The organism is Mesorhizobium sp. M2E.F.Ca.ET.209.01.1.1 (assembly GCF_004010375.2).
Lineage (GTDB): Bacteria > Pseudomonadota > Alphaproteobacteria > Rhizobiales > Rhizobiaceae > Mesorhizobium.
The window spans coordinates 393,153-409,198 of sequence record NZ_SADP02000004.1; the positions used below are offsets into that span (position 1 = coordinate 393,153).

Genomic DNA, 16,046 nt, shown 5'->3' on the forward strand with positions numbered 1-16,046 from the left:
AGCGATGTCGCGCGAGAGCGCTCCGACCCCCCCGGCCGCCTTGCGGCCGGTCCCCCTTCGCCGCGTGTTCCTGCGCGCAGTCAGCGATGTCGGCCTGTTCTCGCTGCTGATCAACCTGTTGCTGCTGGTGATCCCGCTTTACCTGCTGCAGGTCTATGACCGGGTGCTGCCCTCCTCCAGCGTCGAGACGCTGGTCTATCTGTCGGTCATCGCAGTCGCGGCGCTCGGCTTCCTTGGTTTCCTCGACGCCATCCGCGCGGTCTACACGCAGCGTATCGCCGCGACGGTCAACGATAGGCTGGGCGCAAGGATGTTCGCCGCCTCGCTCGACGCCAGAAACGCGCCGTCGCCGCTCACGGACCTCGCCGCGGTCTGCGCCTTCATCCGCTCGCGCGGTGTAGCGGTGCTGTTCGACCTGCCCTTCGCGCCGGTCTTCCTCGCATTGCTCTATCTGATCCATCCGGTGCTGTTCTGGGTGACGCTCGGCGGCACCGCGCTGCTGGTCGTGCTGGTCGTGGCCAACCAGCTTGCCATCGGCAGGAACGATGCGCTGTCGGCGGAGCGCTCGGCTCTGGCCAGCCGGGCCGAGCAGGCCTTTGCCCGCAACGCCGACACGCTGCGCGCCATGGGCATGGTCGAAAACGCCGCGCGCGCATGGGGGCGGCATGTGGCGGAAGCGCTTGTGCTGCATGACCGTTCGGCCAGCGCCAACGCCGTCTTCAGCGGCGCTTCCCGGGCGCTGCGTATGATGCTGCAACTGGCGATCCTCGGCGCCGGCGCCTGGCTGGTGCTGAAGGGTGAGATGACGGCCGGCATGATCTTCGCCTCCTCGCTGGTGTCGTCGCGCGCGCTGCAGCCGCTCGACCAGCTGATCGGCTCGTGGCGGCAGATCGGCGAGGCCAGGCGCGCCTGGGAGCGGCTGCAGGTCGCGCTTGCTGGGCAGCCGACAGACGCGCGCAAGCTCGCCCTGCCCGATCCGACCGGCGCGATTGCCGCGCAGGATCTTTTCTTCATCGCGCCCAACGCCAGCTTCGGCGCCGAGCCGATCCTGAAGCGGCTGAGCTTCGCGATTCAGCCCGGCGAAGCGGTGGCGATCGTCGGCCCGAGCGGCGCCGGCAAATCGACGTTGGCGCGGCTGCTTGTCGGGGCGGCCCAGCCGAGCGGCGGCTCGGTCAGGATCGACGGCGCCGAGCTCAGGACCTGGGACGAGAACCAGCTTGGCCGGCATATCGGCTATCTGGCGCAGGAGGTGGAGCTTTTCCCTGGCTCGGTCAGCGAGAATATCGCTCGCTTCGACGCAGGCGCGGACGACGCGGCGATCGTCGAAGCGGCCAAACGCGCCGAGGCGCATGAGCTGATCCTTTCGCTGCGGGACGGCTACCAGACGATGGTGGCCGGGACGTTGTCGGGCGGCGAGCGGCAGCGGATCGGGCTGGCGCGCGCCTTCTACGGCAATCCGCGCATCCTGGTGCTGGACGAGCCGAGCACGCATCTCGACGGCGCCGGCGAAACGGCGCTCGAAGCGGTGTTGGCGGCCGCGCGCGCGGCGGGCGTCACCACGATCGTCATCACCCACCGGCCCGCGATCGCCGCGGCCTGCGACCGCGTGATGGTTCTGCGCGGCGGCGTGATCGAGGCGTTCGGACCGAGCGCCGAGGTGCTGCGGCAATCGACTGTCGACAAGGGCAAAGGCGCGCGGCAGAACACGGTGGTCACTGGCTCGTTCGTGCCGACTATCCGCGCCTCGCAAACCATCCGCCACGGGTCGTAGACGATGTCCGCGCCAAGCCTCAGCTTCGACGACCGGCCGCGCACCGACTTCCGGCGCACGGCCTTTGCCGGCTACGCGGCAATCGCGCTTCTGGTCGGCGGCTTCGGCTACTGGGCAGCGAGCGCGCCGCTCGCGGGCGCGGTGATCACGCAAGGCACGATCGCGGCGACCGGCGGCAACATCCTGATCCAGCATCGCGAGGGCGGCATCATCAGCAGGTTGCTGGTGCATGAAGGCGACCGCGTGCGCGAAGGCCAGGAGCTCATCCTGCTCGACCGGACCGCTCCGGAGGCCGATCTCAACCGGCTGACGAGGCAGTGGATCGCGCTCAAGGCGAGTGCCGCGCGACTGGAGGCCGAGCGCGACGGGCTGGACCGGCTGGCGCCGATGACCGAGCCCGCGCCGGCGCCGTTCCAGCCGGAGTTCCAGAACCTGATCCGCGAACAGCAGAAGGAGTTCGACGCCAGGCTCGCGCGCTTCCGCTCGGAACAGTCGATCCTGGCGCAGCGCGTCGCCATGCATCGCGAATCCGTCAAGGGCCTGAACGCGCAGAAGGCGGCGATCGAGCAGCAGGCCGAGGTGGTGAAGAAGGAGCTCGGCATCAAGACCGACCTTCTCAGCAAGGGCCTCACCAACCGCAGCGAATATTCGCAGCTGCTGCGCTCGGAGGCCGACCTTGTCGGCCAGGCCGGTGCGCTGGCGGCGTACCTTGCCTCCGCCAACACGCAGATCGCGGAGGCCGAGGCGCAGACCGAGCGCGCCACGACGCAGCGCGTCGAGGAGGCGCTGACCAAGCTCGACGACGTGCGCACCAACCTCGCCGACATCGAGGAGCAGATGCGCGCGGCGGAAGCCGTGCTGAAGCGCACGACGATCACCGCGCCGGCGGCGGGCATCGTCGTGTCCTCGACCTATAATGCGCAAGGCAGCGTGGTCGCGCCCGGCGAGAAGATCATGGAGATCCTGCCCACGTCATCGGGCCTGGTGGTGGACGCAAAGCTCAGGCCGAGGGACATCGACCAGGTGCATGTCGGCCAGAAGGCGAAGCTCAGGCTGTCGGCACTCAACGCGCGGCTCACGCCGGAGGTGCCGGCCACGGTGAGCGAGATTTCCGCCGACCGGCTGATCGACGAAACCACCCACGAGCCCTATTTCCGCGCCAGGCTGAAGATCGCAGACGCCCTGCCGCCCGGCGTGAAGGTCGAACAGCTTTACCCCGGCGCCCCGGTCGATACCTTCATCAGCACCGGCGACCGGACTTTCTTCGAATATCTGGTGCGGCCGATGATGGATTCCTTCGCGCGGGCATTTGCGGAAAGGTAGGGGGAGACTCGGCGGCGGTCGCGGTGAGCGGCAGGCTCATGGTCGGGATAAACAGCTGCGGCTCAGGGCATCGGCGTTGGGCAGACGGCTTATTCCAGAAACATCAGGGCCGTGGCCAGGAATCCCATCCCGAAGCAAGACGCCATCGAATAGGCGACCATCCCGACAGCCACATAGTCGCCCCCGCCTGACGACAGATGGCTGCCGAGCGTGCCGAAAGCCAGGAGCCAGCACGCCACCGTCAACCCGATAATCGCTCCGGTGGCGAGGTTCTTGACGACAAAGAGCACCAGTGGAGGCATGAGCGCGGCTCCCAAAGAGCATCTCGCGGCGGCCCAGGGCTTGCGGCCTCGTGAGCCGGCTGCGGTCATTCAACGCCCAGACATGCATCTGGTTGCTCCTGCAGCCTGTTTTCACTCCCGCACCGGTTCGAGCGGCTGTTTGCCTGCTGGTACGGGGTTTCGGCCGGGCGTGCGAGCCGCCAGCCTCATTCCCGCTGTCCGCCCGCGCCTTCGTTTGCGGACTCCGCAAAGCGGCGCCGCGATCCGATCGCGGGGCGCGTGCCCGGCGAAGACGAAGCGATCGCGCCCGGCTTCGACGCGGGCGCGCTCCGTGCCCATTGGCAAAGGACGATATTTCAAACTGAGAAACCGTCAGATTCCACGGCAATTTCGACGCCCGCTCCAACGCTGGCTCCCCCGGTCGTCAGCGACAGTGCTGCCATCGACGACGCGAAATGGTGGCGCCGCAACAGATGGAGACGACGATGACGAGTTTGGAACATACCGCCTATGAAACCGGCCGCGCGAGCCCCGGCCTGATCGGCTTTGCCGGCCGGGTGCTCAGGCTTTTCTATCATGCCATGAGGATGCGCAGCGACCGCGCCGCCTTACACGCCATGCCTGACTATCTGCTCAAGGACATGGGCATCACCCGTTCGGGAATCGACTACTACACCTCCACGCGCCGCGCTGCCTCCGGCACCGGCGGGATGGACATCCGCACCATCGGCTAACCGCCGATAGCGATTGCGGCCACGCCGTCGACAAGCCTCGGGCGCCCTCCCAACGCCTGGGGCTTTTGCGTTTCGGCGCGTTCGGTTCAGGCGGTGGGCCGCGCCGTTTCAAACGATACGTCCACGCCAAATTCCACGGTGAGCGTATGAAAAATTCCACGGTCGCATCCACTCTCGTTCAAACGCTCAACCGGCAAACAGAGGCCGTCACGGCAACCAAGCCGCAAAACAACCTTTGGAGATGACGATGCAACCCAACACCAAACCTGCACGGCTTCCGCTTAACGGGGTCGACACGCCGAACCTGATGGCGACGATCAATTTCGTCGCCGGGCAGCCGGAGCTCGCCAAGTTCCAGTTCCGCGCCCACAATGAGTGGATAGAGGGCACGCACAGCAAGACCGTCATGAACGGCTTCTTCGGCGCCGGCAACGAGCAGAAGCACGAGAAGCCGCATTATGCCGACGCTGACCATCCGGCGATCCTGTGCGGCGCCGACAATGCTCCGACCCCGGTCGAGTGGCTGCTGCATGGGCTGGCGGGCTGCCTGATGGCGGGCGTGGCCAACATCGCCGCAGCGCGCGGCATCAAGCTCACCAAGGTGAAGTGCTCGGTCGACGGCGACATCGACCTGCGCGGCATCCTCGGCATTTCCGACGAGGTCCGCAACGGCTTCCAGAACATCCATGTGTCGTTCGAGATCGAAGGCGACGCGCCGGCCGAAAAGCTCCAACAGCTGGTCGAGCAGTCGCGCACCCGTTCGGCGGTCTTCGACGTGCTGACCAAGGGCGTGCCGGTCACCGTCGGCATCAAGACCATCCAGTAAGCCTCCAGGCGGTCCGGGGCCAATCCGGACCGCCTCTTTGCCTCAGACGGAACTGATCCATGAGACGCTCGGATGTCGTCATCATCGGCGCCGGCCAGGCCGGCCTTGCGCTCAGCCATTGCCTCGGCCAGGCCGGCATCGACCATGCCGTGCTGGAGCGCGGCCGCATCGGCGAGCGCTGGCGCTCGCAGAGCTGGCGCTCGCTTCGGCTGCTCACGCCGAACTGGCTGAATGCGCTCCCCGGCTCGCCCTACAAGGGCGGCGATCCCGACGGCTTCATGAGCAAAGGGGCTTTCGTGGAAAGCCTGGAGCGCTACGCCTGGCAATGGCATGCGCCGGTCGAGACCAATGTCGAGGTGATCTCCTGCAAACGGATCAGCGACGGCTTTGCCTTGCGCACCAGCGCGGGCGACTGGTCGGCGCGCGCGGTCGTCGTCGCGACGGGACATTGCGACCGGCCGGTCATCCCTTTTTCAGCGGAGACCCTTCGCGGGCCGCTCAGCATCCACGCTTCGCACTATCGCTCGCCGGGCGAGCTGCCGGGCGGCGGCGTGCTGGTCGTCGGCGCCTCGTCGTCCGGCGTTCAGATCGCCGACGAGCTGGGCCGTACCGGGCGGCGCGTGGTGCTTTCGGTCGGCAAGCATACGCGCCTGCCCAGAACATGGCGCGGCCAGGACATCTTCTTCTGGCTCCGCGCGATGGGCCTGATGACGCAGCGCCCGGAAGACCTGGCCAATCCGGAAGGCGCCCGGCGCCAGCCGTCGCTGCAGCTCGCCGGCCGGCCGGACAGGGCCGATGTCGACCTCGCCACGCTGCAGGCGCTCGGCGTGGAACTCACCGGGCGGGTGCGCGGCGTCGGCGACCGCGAGATCGCCTTCGCCGGCGATCTCGGCCAGCACATCGCGGCAGCCGAAGCGAAGCAGGCGCGCCTGCTCGACCAGATCGACCGCTTCGCGGGCGCGGCGACACCGTACCGGCCCGAGCCAGTGGCGCTGCCATCGGCCGCGAGCGAGCGGCTGTCGCTGACGGACGGATCGATCCGTACCATCATCTGGGCGACTGGCTATGCGCGCTCGTTCGGCTGGCTGGAGCCGCTGGCGCTCGGTGCCGATGGCGAGCTCGCGCATCAGGGCGGCGTCACCAGCGTGCCCGGCCTCTACGCGCTCGGCTTCCGCTTCCTGCGCAAGCGCGATTCCAATTTCATCGGCGGCGTCGGCGCGGATGCCGAGGCGATCGCCGCCGAAATCTCCCGTCATCTCGACCGCAACGGCCGCAAGGCGGCCTGAGGAACCACGACCATGGCAACCATCTCCCTCATGGCCTCCCCGAGGCGCGGCCATTACGACGCAATCATCGTCGGCGCGCGCTGCGCGGGCGCGGCGACCGCGATGCTGCTCGCCCGCGCGGGCCTCAAGGTGCTTGCGATCGACCGCAGGCCCTATGGCTCCGACACGTTGTCGACGCATGCGCTGATGCGGCCAGCGGTGCTGCAATTGTGGCGCTGGGGCCTGCTCGAGCCGCTGCTCAAGGCCGGCACGCCGCTGATCGAGACGACGACCTTCCACTATGGCGACAAGGAGATCACCATCCCCCTCGCCTCCGGTTCGGAGCTTCCCGGCCTGATCGCGCCGCGGCGCACCGTGCTTGACCGGATCCTGGTCGATGCGGCGCGCAAGGCCGGGGCGGAGGTCCTGCACGAAATGGCGGTTGGCGACCTCTTCGCCGACACGCGCGGCCGCGTGCGCGGCATCGAGATCCGCGCCGCCGGCCGCTCATCCCTGCGGGTCGGCGCCGATATCGTCGTCGGCGCCGACGGTGTCGGCTCGCTGGTGGCGAAATGCGTCGACGCCCAGCCCTTGCGGCGTGGCGCGGTGTCGGCCGCCCACGTCTATGGCTACGCGCCGGTCGAGCCCGGCGCCGGCTATCACTGGTATTTTCGCGACAGGATCGCCGGCTCCTTCATCCCGACCAATGACGGCCTCGCCTGCATCGTCGCCTCGGTGCCGACGGGCCTGTTCGACCAGCGCTTCCGCCTCGGCCATGCGCGTGCCCGCATGGATGTGCTCGAAGCGCTTTCGCCGGCTCTGGCGGAACAGGCGGCACGGGCGCCGAAGGATGCGCGGCTGCAGGCGTTCCGCGGCGTGCCGGGCTATATCCGCCAGGCGCACGGCCCCGGCTGGGCGCTGGTGGGTGACGCCGGCTTCTTCCGTGACCCGATCACCTCGCACGGCATTTCCGATGCGCTGCGCGACGCCGAAACTCTGGCGCGGGCCATCCTCGACGGCTCGGAGGCGGCTTTCGCGATCTGGCAGCGGCAGCGCGACATGGTCGCGAACCAGATACTGGATACCACCGACGCGATCGCCGGCTTCGACTGGACGCTTGACGACCTCGGCGAGCGGCATCGCCGCTTCAGCGGCGTGCTGAAGGCAGAGGTGCAGGTGCTGGCCGGGCAACCTATGCCTGTCCGCCGCGCCTCGAAGCCCTCGACCTATCGGGCGCCGGCCAACCAGGACAGGCCGCCGGCCGACCTTTCACACAACCGAACAGGAGCAAGACCATGACTTTGCAGTTGATGAAGGATGGGCATCTGATGAAGGACGGCTGGGTCGGCGTCATCAAGGGCCGGCCAAAGGTGGGGGCCTTTGCCGAGCGCTCGCGGCGCACGCAGCCGCAGGATATCGACGCCTTCGCCGAGATGACCGGCGACCGCAACCCATTGCATTACGACAAGGCGCTGGCCGAGGCTTCGGTGTTCGGCAAGCTCATCGTGCAGGGCGGCGTCACCTCCGGCATGCTGAACGCGGTAGTGGCGGAGGACCTCCCCGGCCCCGGCTCGGTGTTCCTCGAAGTGTCGTGGAAATTCGTCAAGGCGGTCGGCGTCGGCGAGCTGATCACCGGCCGCGTCGAGGTCAAGGACGTGCGCGCCGACAAGCCGATCACCAAGCTGGAGACATCGGTGCGCAACGAAGCCGGCGAGCTTTGCCTCACCGGCACCGCGACGGTGTTCACCGTACCGCTCGCCAAGGGCTGAGAACTTCGCGTATCCGCTTAGCTGCCCGTGGTCTCGGCGATGAAGGCGCAGACGTGGTCGATGAACTCCTCAAAGGCGGGCTCGCCTTCGAGGAGGATGTGGTTCTGGCTGTCGAGCTCGATGAAGCGGGCGCCCGGGATACCCGCGGCCATGGTGCGCCCGGATTCGACCGGAGCCACGTTATCGTCCCGCGCATGCAGCACCAGCGTCGGCACACGCACCTTTTCCAGCAAGCCGCTGACATCGATCATCGAAAAGGAGTTCTGAAGCCGCCAGGCATCGTCGGGCGAGACGGTGCGCAGCATCAGTTCGTCCATCCAGGCGAAATGCTCGTGTGTGGCGCCGGGGATGAACATGGAGCAGAAGGCCTGGCGAAACATCGGGTTCGGCTTGCCCCAGTTCTCGCGCATCAGCGTCGCCACGGCCTCGCGCGTCGCGATCTCGCCGGCGTCGCCGCGCGCCCGCCAGCCTTTGACGTAACCGCCGTAAAGGATCATGCCCGACACTTTCTCGGGGTGGCGGATGGCATAGGCGATGGAAACCGCGCAGCTCTGCGACAGGCCGAGCAAGGTGAAGCGGTCGAGCCCTGTAGCCTCGACCACGCGTTCGAGGTCCGACACCATGGTCTCGAACGAAATGTCGATGACATGCCGCTGCGAAAGGCCGTTGCAACGCTCGTCATAGCGCACCAGCCGGTTGTGGCGCGACAGTTCGCGCATCCAGTGCCGCCAGATCGGGCTGTCCCAGTCGAAGGTGAGATGCGACATCCAGTGCGCGGCGCGCAGGATCGCCGGACCGCTGCCGGTGCTGGCATAGGCCAGCCTGGTGCCGTCGAGCGCACGGCAGAATTGCACGGCGCGGCCGGGATCCTGCGCTGACGCGCCGGGTTTCGACGGCGCCTGCGGCGGCGTGGGGGAACCAGGTTGCGGCGCGCGGCCAGTTGCTTGGGCGGCGGCCGATCGAACCTTCTCCTCCAGCGCCTCGATCTCGGCGGCGAGGCCGGGGTCGCCGGGCGCGAGACGGCGCAAGCGCTGTGCGAGCGGCAACGCTCGGCGCGGCTCATTTCCCAAACGCTCGACCAGCTCGCGCAGGATGCCGAGTTCGACGATCTCCACTTCGCTGGCGATGGCCTGCCGCCAGGACTCGTACTCGAAGCATCGTTCGAGCGAGAGGTCGGCGAGAAAGCCGCCGCGGATCGAGGCAAGGACGGCTTCGAGCTCCTCGGTCGAGCGGGACGACAGATCGGCCTTCACCAGCGGCGCCAGCTGCGCATAGTCCGTCGCGATGTTCAGTACGACGGCGTTGCGGTCGGCGCTCAAAGCGGATTCGTCGGCGGCCAGCACCTGGCGGATCTTGGAGAGGCTCCAGCGCAAGGCGCCGCGCGGGTCGTCGGGAATGTCCCAGAATATCTCGCATAACCGCTCGCGCTGGTGCTGCCTGCCGGTGACGCCGAGGTAAGCAAGCAGCGCCCGCGTCTTGCGCGACGGCGGCAGGTCCAGCGGCTGGCCATCGCGCGTGACCTGAAAATCGCCGAGCACGCGCAGCTCCAGCCTGTGCTGAGGGCCGTTCATGCGTTCACGCGCTTGTCGATCGCCATGGTCCCCTTCGGCCGAGGCCGCCGCTGCGAAGGGCAGCCAATAGCAAAAATGGCTAATTTAGGAAAGCTTGGCGGTTCAAGGCAGCAGCAGCTTCAATCGTGAGAGCCTGAGGCGCGCCAGGCGCCGCGCCGGATTGTGAAAGGCTTCCAGGCCGGCCTCGACCAGGAAGGCCAGCGTCATCAACTCGATCAGGAATTCGTCCGCCGCGTCGAAAGCGGCTCGTGAGCCGGCGGCGAGGTGCTTGAGCAGAGCGCGAGCTTCCTGGACCGCGTCGGCGCTGCCGGCGTCGATCAGCGCTTCGAGCCTAGTGAAGCAGTCCATGTCGATTCTCTCCGCCCCACCAAGGCGATAGATCGATCCGGCGGCGCGGACATCCACATATGTTAAGCGAGCTACTCTGAGGCTTGCTCACGACTTGGCTGGAACCGCCCTCGGCTTGATCACCGTTGCCAGCACGATGCCCAGGACGATGAAGGCGGCGCCGAACAGGTCGTAGTTATGCAGGCTCTCGCCGAGCAGCAGATAGGCGAGGATGGCGACGAACAGCGTCTGCAGATAGAGCAGCATGCTTGCCCGGCTGGCGCCCAGCGTCTCGACGCTTTTGTTGTAGAGATAATACATCAGCGCACCGCCGGGGCCGGCCAGATAGGCGAGCGCGAGCATGCCGTTGCCATTCAGGGCGGAGCGTTCGTCGTTGAAGATTTCCCAGAGATGGAACGGCAGCGCCGCCAGCGCGCCGGCGCCGAGCAGGAGGACGACCAACGGCAGAAGCTCGAGGCCGAATTTGGAGCGGCGCAGCAGCACCGTGTAGAGCGCCCAGCAGAAGGCGCTGCCGACGATCCACAATTCGCCGATGTTGAATCGCAGCCGCACCAGCGCGTCGATATTGCCATGCGCGACGATGACCAGCATGCCGCCAAGTGCCGCAACCGCACCGAGCGCCTTCCAGAGCCCGAGCGGTTCGCCCAGCACCAGGCGCGCCAGCACCATGGTCATGATCGGCGACATCGCCATGATGATGCCGGCCGTGGTCGCGTCGGTGTCGTTCAGGCCACGGTAGATCATGCCCTGGCAAAACGTCAGGCCGATGGCGCCGACGGCGACGAGCTCAAGCGGCCGGGATTTGAGAAGCGCCAGCATCGCGCCGTGATGGCGGTGCACGATCGGCAACAGGATGGCGCAGGCCAACAGGAGCCGCCAGAAGCACAGCCCCCAGGGCGGCATTTCCGGCGCGACCCATTTGGCCGCGATATAGACCCCGGCCGACAGCAGCCAGCACAAGACGGCGGTGGGATAGCCGCCTAGGGACGATCCTGCCGGGATGGCCGGCGGTTCCGGCTGATGGACTATCGGTATCGCCTGCATTCTCGAATCCCCCGATGCGGCTAACGGCGCATCTCCATGACAAAGATCGCTCCGATGACAATGGCGATGCCGACGCCCTGAAGCAGCGAAACCCGCTCCCCCAAAACCGCAATCGCAAACAAGACCCCGAGGGCCGGCTCCAGATTGCTGATCATCGCCGCGCGCGCCGCACCGACGTAAGCCATGCCCGAGATGAATGCGAGGGTGCCCACCGTGGACGCGACGGCGACGCCGACAAAGCCGGTCCATGCGAGCGGCGTCGTGGGCAAGGCCAGTGTTCCAAAGAGCGCGAAGATCACGGTGAGCGTGACTGCGGCCGAAAGCATCATGTAGAAGCCGACTGAAATCGCCTTTGCTTCCGCGGTCGCGCGCGCACCGCACACAACAATGATCGCCGTCATCGCCATCGCCAACGCCGCGAGGGCCAATCCAATGCCGCTCAGCCCTTCGAAGGAAAGCCCGATAGCCAGGTAAAGCCCCACAAGCGCGGCGACGAGCGCGCCGATGGATATGATCGTGAGTTTTTCCTGTCCCAGAAACATCACGATGAAACCGACAAGCACCGGGTGGATGAAGTAGATCAAAATCACCAGGCTGACGGGCAGGTAATTCACGGCTCCGAGATAGCCGTAGAGCATCACGGCATACGCCACGCCCATCGCCAGGGCGATCCGCATAGGCCGGCGTGGAATTGCTATCGGCTGACGCGAGGCCGCCAGCAGCAACAAGGTGATCAACACCGAAAAGATGCTTCGGCCGGTGATGACGCTGAGCGTGTTGCTGCCGCCTTCATAGGCGATTTTGGCGAAGCTAGGCACAATGGCGATTGCGATAGTCGAGAGCACGACAAGGCCAACGCCGAGCGCCTGTTGCTTGAACCCGGCGCCAGATACCGATGAAACTGTCCCCGCATCGACCATCGGCCGACCTCGCCGCCTTGTGCAAAAGTCACTTTGGCATGCAGTCGGCAGTTTCAACTGCCGTTGGGTGCGCAGTCTATCCTACCGCAAAGGAACGCCGCAACTATTGAGCGTAGATCAATGCGACGTGTCGCCGGTCGGATGCAGGCGATCCCAGGCCGAGCCGACGCGACCGTCGAACTGCGACGCGAAGCGCTCGGCCTCGATGTCTTCGAGGCCGTCGTCGACAAGGGCCTCGATGCTTCGGCGCAGCAATGCGAGCTGCATCTGCCGCGCGTGACTCCTGTCGGTTTCGCGCATGATGGCCGTGACGTGATAGGCCACGACCGGCTGGCCAAGACAGGAGAGAAGCGCTCCCGACCCCGCCGTCGCCGCAGTGACTGCTTCCTCGATATTCATTCCGGCGCTCCTTCATCAAAGATGCTGGGCGCCTCCCCGGCAGATGGCGGCGATAGCGCCGCTTCTTTTCTAATTCCGGCGTCGCGAGACCATCGCTCGCGGCCAAAATCAGTATCCTCCAGAACCGTATTAAAGGCGACCGGATAGTTAATTGATGGTTAACGCGAACGGTCGCATCTTAGACGTTCAGCCTCGTCAAAACGCATCGGTCAGTGACCGGGAATGTTGCGCTCGACCGATGGCGCCAGGCTCCGCGAATCGGGCACCGAAACCGGCGCGCCCTGCAGCACCCAGTCGGCGGCGATCTGGCCGATCACCGGCGCGAGCTGGATGCCGTAGCCGCCGGCGCCGGCGGCGGTGACCAGCGCCGGCTCCGAGGCATCGATCGGCCCGACGAAGGGGCGATGGTCGGCCGTCACCGGATAAAGTCCCGCCCAGCCGCGGCCGAGCCGCGCGCCCGGCAGGTCGGGCACACGTTCCAGAAGCAGTTCGGCCAGATCGACTTTCGACTGCTCCTCGCACTGGTCGTTGTAATTGTCGGGATCTTCCGGCGCGATCGACTTCACCTTGTGGATCTCGGCGATCAGCTCGCCCGGTTTTTCGTGGCGGAAATTGAGGCCGCTGCCCTCGCCGTTCACCAGGTCCATCACCATCGGCATGGTGTAGCCGAGCGGCGCGTCGAGATGAATGACGACGGCCTCGTGCCGCTCGGGCCAGATGTGCAGGCGTTGGCCGAAAAGCGCTGCCACCTGCGGCGCCCAGGCGCCGCCCGCATTGACCACGGCGTCGGCATCCATCGGGCCGTGACTGGTCTCCAGCCTGTAGCCGCCCGGCCGCCGTTCCACGCCGAGCAACTTGCGATACTGGCGGATCTCGCCGCCCTTGGCGCGCACGATGCCGGCCAGGAAATTGCACATCTCATGCGGATCGAGGAAGCCGTTGTCTGGCCCGAACAAGCCGCCTTCGAGGCCCTCAGGATTGATGTGCGGCACGAGGTCCCGGAGTTCGCCGGCGCGGACCAGGCGCGACCTCAGCCCCGCCTCGGCCTGGATCTCGACTGACCTGGCGAACAGCTCCATCTGCGCCTGCGTGCGCGCCAGCCGGAGATAGCCGATGTGGTTGAAGCGAAGCCCCTCGCCTTCCCATTGGCGGAACCGGCGCAGCGAATGGACGCGCAGCATGATCTCGAACGGGTCGGTCAGTTGCGATCCGACGACGCCGACCGACCGGCCGCTCGACCCCGACGCGATCGACTGCGCTTCCAGCACCGTGACGCGCGCTCCCTGCTCGACGAGGTTGAGCGCCGTGCACATGCCCAGCGTGCCCGCGCCGATCACCACGACATGAGGAGAAGCTGTCATCTGTGGCCCGCTTTCAGGACTGCGCGGCGACGTCCGCTAGGGTCTCGTCGATCGCTTGAAGAATGGCGCCGGCGTCCGCCTCGGTCATCGGCGTCGACAGCGCGAACAGGCCGTAGCTGGCGGAGAGCACGCCGCGGCCAAGCAGGCCCTTGTGGAAGACGTCGAATTTTTTCCGCTCGGCCTGGCCGGGATAGATGGAGCGATAATCCGTGACCGGGTGCGACGTGAAATGAACCTTGAACAGCGAGCCCAGGCCGACACATTGGCCGCCAAAACCACGCCTTTCGAAGGAGGCGGCGACGCCTTGGCGCAGAAACGCGCCGAGACGATCGAGATGGGCGAAGCTTTCTTTCGTCAGCGCCCGCATCGAGGCAAGGCCGGCGCGCATCGTCACCGGATTGGCGGTGAAGGTGCCGCCATGCGGAAGCGCGGGCTTGCCTCCGGTCGGATCGAACACCGCCATGATATCGGCGCGCCCGCCCATGGCCCCGACCGGAAAACCGCCGCCGATGATTTTTCCAAGCGCCGTCAGGTCGGGCTCGATGCCCCACAATCCTTGCGCGCCCGACCATCCGAGGCGAAACGAGATGACCTCGTCGAAGATTACCAGCGCCCCCGCCGCGTGGGCGATCTCGACCATGGCCTGGAGGTAATCCCGGCGCGCCGGGATTAGGCCGGCACGGTTGGGCATCGGGTCGATCAGCACGGCCGCGATGCTGCTGCCCTCGGCGGCGAAGACGGCGCGCAAGGCCTCGCTGTCGTTGAAGGGCACGGCGATCACGTCGTCAAGCACGCCGCGCGGCGTCCCCCTGGCATAAGGCGTCGATCTCGGCAGGTCGCCCCAATTGGCCGGCGAGGAATCCAGGCTCACTTCGGCGAAATCGTAGGAGCCGTGATAGGCGCCCTCGATCTTGACGATCTTCGGCCGCATGGTGAAGGCGCGCGCGGCCTTGATCGCCATCATCACGCCCTCCGTGCCGGAGTTGGTGAAGCGGACCTGGTCGACCGAGGGCAGCCGCTCGACGAGCAGCTCGGCGAGCTCGATCTCGCTCAGCGTCGGGGTGCCGAAGGCCGTGCCAAGGGGCAGCTGCCCGGTCACGGCCGCGGTGACATCGGGATGGGCATAGCCATGGATCATCGCGGTGAAATTGTTGATGCAGTCGTAATAGGCATTGCCGTCGACATCCCAGACCCGGCAGCCCTCCCCGCGTTCGGCATAGATCGGGAACGGGTCGACGAAGACCGTGGTGCGCGTGTTGCCGCCCGGCATCACCTTCCTGGCGCGTTCGAACAGGTCTTTCGATCCGGGCATGGCGTCGGGATAATGCGGCATGGCTCTCCGAGGGCGTTAAAAGCGGCGGCACCTAGCCAGGATGCTATGGCCCGCTCCATTGCCGGCGCAATCGGCCAGGCCGGGCATGCGACCCGACCAGATTCATGGCGGATCCGCGTCATTTCACGGCAGCCGCGACGGCGCGGTTCGGGTGCCTCAGGTGGGTCGGCGTGATGCCGGTCTGCTGGCGGAAGACGCGGCTGAAATGGCCGGCATTGGGGAAGCCGCAGCGATAGGCGATCTCGCCGATGGCGAGGTCGCTGCCTTCCAGCAGCGACTTTGCATAATGCACCCTGAGCGCCAGATAGGCGGCCATCGGGCCGATGCCGAGCTCGGTGCCGAACAGACGCTCGAGCTGGCGGCGCGAGCAGTTCATCCTGGCGGCGATCTCGGCGACCGAGAGCGTCTCCTGCAAATTGCTTTCCATCAGGAGCAGCGCCCGCTTCACCGCGCGGCTCGCGGCGGCAGGAAAAAGGTCGCCGACCGGCTGCACGTCGCGACTGGAGCGGATGCGATCGAGCACCAGGATCTTGGCCGCCTTCTCGGCCGCCTTCTGGCCGATGAATTGCGAGACGAAATAGCCGGCAAGGTCGGCGGCACCCGTGCCGCCGGCGCAGGTGGCGCGGCCTCTGTCGACGGAATAGAGGCTGTCGGCATGCGCGCTCACATCGGGGAACTCAGCGCGAAAATCCTTGATGTGGAACCAGCTGACCGCCGCGCTGTAGCCGTCGAGCAGGCCGTAGCGCGCCAGCACGAAGCTGCCGGTGCAGAGCGCGGTGAGCGGCACGCCCTTTTCGGCGGCGCGCATCAGGAACGCCTCCTTTTCCGAACTCAGCCTGCGGCTGGTGTCGAGCAGGCCGCCGACCACCACGACATTGTCGAAATCCTCCGGATTGCCGATCGCCTTCGTCGGCAGCAACTCGACGCCGCAGCTGGCGCGGATCGGCAGGCCGCGCTCGCCGACGATCTCCCAGTCGAACTCGACCCGGCGGCTGCGGTCGCCCTCGTCGCCGGCGAGCCTCAGCGTGTCGATGAACAGCGACAGCGGCGAGAGCGTGAAATCGCGCACCAGCAGAAATGCAAACTTCTTGGCCATCTGCT

At 66.7% G+C, this 16,046-nt stretch carries 16 protein-coding genes; 7 read left to right on the plus strand and 9 right to left on the minus strand.

Annotation, left to right across the window (positions count from 1 at the left end):
* Window positions 1–4: 4 nt before the first annotated feature.
* Window positions 5–1,771 carry a type I secretion system permease/ATPase gene (locus tag EN852_RS11055; protein ID WP_127875019.1) on the plus strand — a complete coding sequence of 589 codons (1,767 nt, stop codon included), beginning with the start codon at window positions 5–7 and terminating at the stop codon, window positions 1,769–1,771.
* Between the two features lie 3 nt (window positions 1,772–1,774).
* Window positions 1,775–3,094 (plus strand): HlyD family type I secretion periplasmic adaptor subunit, encoded by a 1,320-nt coding sequence (locus tag EN852_RS11060; RefSeq protein WP_127875018.1) that lies wholly within the window; start codon window positions 1,775–1,777, stop codon window positions 3,092–3,094.
* Window positions 3,095–3,183: 89 nt separating this feature from the next.
* Here EN852_RS11060 and EN852_RS11065 read toward each other — a convergent pair whose 3' ends face one another.
* Window positions 3,184–3,396 carry a hypothetical protein gene (locus EN852_RS11065; protein ID WP_127875017.1) on the minus strand — a complete coding sequence of 71 codons (213 nt, stop codon included), beginning with the start codon at window positions 3,394–3,396 and terminating at the stop codon, window positions 3,184–3,186.
* A gap of 464 nt (window positions 3,397–3,860) precedes the next feature.
* Between EN852_RS11065 and EN852_RS11070 the strand changes: the two genes are divergently transcribed.
* The 5 genes from EN852_RS11070 (at window position 3,861) to EN852_RS11090 (ending at window position 7,969) form a co-directional block, all read left to right on the plus strand.
* Window positions 3,861–4,109, plus strand: a complete 249-nt coding sequence (locus EN852_RS11070; RefSeq protein ID WP_189545832.1) for a DUF1127 domain-containing protein — start codon at window positions 3,861–3,863, stop codon at window positions 4,107–4,109.
* A gap of 247 nt (window positions 4,110–4,356) precedes the next feature.
* Window positions 4,357–4,935, plus strand: a complete 579-nt coding sequence (locus tag EN852_RS11075; protein ID WP_245430116.1) for an OsmC family protein — start codon at window positions 4,357–4,359, stop codon at window positions 4,933–4,935.
* Between the two features lie 59 nt (window positions 4,936–4,994).
* Window positions 4,995–6,221: an NAD(P)/FAD-dependent oxidoreductase gene (locus EN852_RS11080; RefSeq protein WP_127875014.1), complete on the plus strand. Its 1,227-nt coding sequence runs from the start codon at window positions 4,995–4,997 to the stop codon at window positions 6,219–6,221.
* 12 nt (window positions 6,222–6,233) lie between these two features.
* On the plus strand, window positions 6,234–7,499 hold the full coding sequence (locus tag EN852_RS11085) for an NAD(P)/FAD-dependent oxidoreductase (protein ID WP_210238231.1): 1,266 nt from the start codon (window positions 6,234–6,236) through the stop codon (window positions 7,497–7,499).
* Complete coding sequence (locus EN852_RS11090) at window positions 7,496–7,969, plus strand: MaoC family dehydratase (protein WP_246694235.1); 474 nt, start codon at window positions 7,496–7,498, stop codon at window positions 7,967–7,969. The genes EN852_RS11085 and EN852_RS11090 overlap by 4 nt, the downstream gene beginning before the upstream one ends.
* A gap of 17 nt (window positions 7,970–7,986) precedes the next feature.
* Here the strand turns inward: EN852_RS11090 and EN852_RS42245 are convergent, their stop codons facing one another.
* The 8 genes from EN852_RS42245 to EN852_RS11130 all read right to left on the minus strand — a co-directional run bounded on the left by EN852_RS42245 (window position 7,987) and on the right by EN852_RS11130 (window position 16,041).
* Window positions 7,987–9,540 carry an alpha/beta hydrolase gene (locus EN852_RS42245; protein ID WP_246694236.1) on the minus strand — a complete coding sequence of 518 codons (1,554 nt, stop codon included), beginning with the start codon at window positions 9,538–9,540 and terminating at the stop codon, window positions 7,987–7,989.
* 102 nt (window positions 9,541–9,642) lie between these two features.
* Window positions 9,643–9,888 carry a hypothetical protein gene (locus EN852_RS11100; RefSeq protein ID WP_127875013.1) on the minus strand — a complete coding sequence of 82 codons (246 nt, stop codon included), beginning with the start codon at window positions 9,886–9,888 and terminating at the stop codon, window positions 9,643–9,645.
* 87 nt (window positions 9,889–9,975) lie between these two features.
* The gene (locus EN852_RS11105) at window positions 9,976–10,932 is read right to left on the minus strand and encodes an EamA family transporter (protein WP_127875012.1); all 957 of its coding nucleotides are present in this window, start codon (window positions 10,930–10,932) and stop codon (window positions 9,976–9,978) included.
* Between the two features lie 20 nt (window positions 10,933–10,952).
* Window positions 10,953–11,852 (minus strand): DMT family transporter, encoded by a 900-nt coding sequence (locus EN852_RS11110; protein WP_127875011.1) that lies wholly within the window; start codon window positions 11,850–11,852, stop codon window positions 10,953–10,955.
* Between the two features lie 117 nt (window positions 11,853–11,969).
* The gene (locus tag EN852_RS11115; RefSeq protein WP_127865154.1) at window positions 11,970–12,251 is read right to left on the minus strand and encodes a hypothetical protein; all 282 of its coding nucleotides are present in this window, start codon (window positions 12,249–12,251) and stop codon (window positions 11,970–11,972) included.
* 209 nt (window positions 12,252–12,460) lie between these two features.
* Window positions 12,461–13,612 (minus strand): FAD-binding oxidoreductase, encoded by a 1,152-nt coding sequence (locus EN852_RS11120; protein ID WP_127875010.1) that lies wholly within the window; start codon window positions 13,610–13,612, stop codon window positions 12,461–12,463.
* Window positions 13,613–13,625: 13 nt separating this feature from the next.
* Complete coding sequence (locus EN852_RS11125; RefSeq protein WP_127875009.1) at window positions 13,626–14,945, minus strand: aspartate aminotransferase family protein; 1,320 nt, start codon at window positions 14,943–14,945, stop codon at window positions 13,626–13,628.
* 118 nt (window positions 14,946–15,063) lie between these two features.
* Window positions 15,064–16,041, minus strand: a complete 978-nt coding sequence (locus tag EN852_RS11130; protein WP_127875008.1) for a GlxA family transcriptional regulator — start codon at window positions 16,039–16,041, stop codon at window positions 15,064–15,066.
* Between the last annotated feature and the right edge of the window lie 5 nt (window positions 16,042–16,046).

Coding starts and splice junctions, on each gene's coding strand:
- EN852_RS11055 (WP_127875019.1), top strand. CDS start 5: ATGTCGCGCGAGAGCGCTCCGACCCCCCCGGCCGCCTTGCGGCCGGTC.
- EN852_RS11060 (WP_127875018.1), top strand. CDS start 1,775: ATGTCCGCGCCAAGCCTCAGCTTCGACGACCGGCCGCGCACCGACTTC.
- EN852_RS11065 (WP_127875017.1), bottom strand. CDS start 3,396: ATGCCTCCACTGGTGCTCTTTGTCGTCAAGAACCTCGCCACCGGAGCG.
- EN852_RS11070 (WP_189545832.1), top strand. CDS start 3,861: ATGACGAGTTTGGAACATACCGCCTATGAAACCGGCCGCGCGAGCCCC.
- EN852_RS11075 (WP_245430116.1), top strand. CDS start 4,357: ATGCAACCCAACACCAAACCTGCACGGCTTCCGCTTAACGGGGTCGAC.
- EN852_RS11080 (WP_127875014.1), top strand. CDS start 4,995: ATGAGACGCTCGGATGTCGTCATCATCGGCGCCGGCCAGGCCGGCCTT.
- EN852_RS11085 (WP_210238231.1), top strand. CDS start 6,234: ATGGCAACCATCTCCCTCATGGCCTCCCCGAGGCGCGGCCATTACGAC.
- EN852_RS11090 (WP_246694235.1), top strand. CDS start 7,496: ATGACTTTGCAGTTGATGAAGGATGGGCATCTGATGAAGGACGGCTGG.
- EN852_RS42245 (WP_246694236.1), bottom strand. CDS start 9,540: ATGAACGGCCCTCAGCACAGGCTGGAGCTGCGCGTGCTCGGCGATTTT.
- EN852_RS11100 (WP_127875013.1), bottom strand. CDS start 9,888: ATGGACTGCTTCACTAGGCTCGAAGCGCTGATCGACGCCGGCAGCGCC.
- EN852_RS11105 (WP_127875012.1), bottom strand. CDS start 10,932: ATGCAGGCGATACCGATAGTCCATCAGCCGGAACCGCCGGCCATCCCG.
- EN852_RS11110 (WP_127875011.1), bottom strand. CDS start 11,852: ATGGTCGATGCGGGGACAGTTTCATCGGTATCTGGCGCCGGGTTCAAG.
- EN852_RS11115 (WP_127865154.1), bottom strand. CDS start 12,251: ATGAATATCGAGGAAGCAGTCACTGCGGCGACGGCGGGGTCGGGAGCG.
- EN852_RS11120 (WP_127875010.1), bottom strand. CDS start 13,612: ATGACAGCTTCTCCTCATGTCGTGGTGATCGGCGCGGGCACGCTGGGC.
- EN852_RS11125 (WP_127875009.1), bottom strand. CDS start 14,945: ATGCCGCATTATCCCGACGCCATGCCCGGATCGAAAGACCTGTTCGAA.
- EN852_RS11130 (WP_127875008.1), bottom strand. CDS start 16,041: ATGGCCAAGAAGTTTGCATTTCTGCTGGTGCGCGATTTCACGCTCTCG.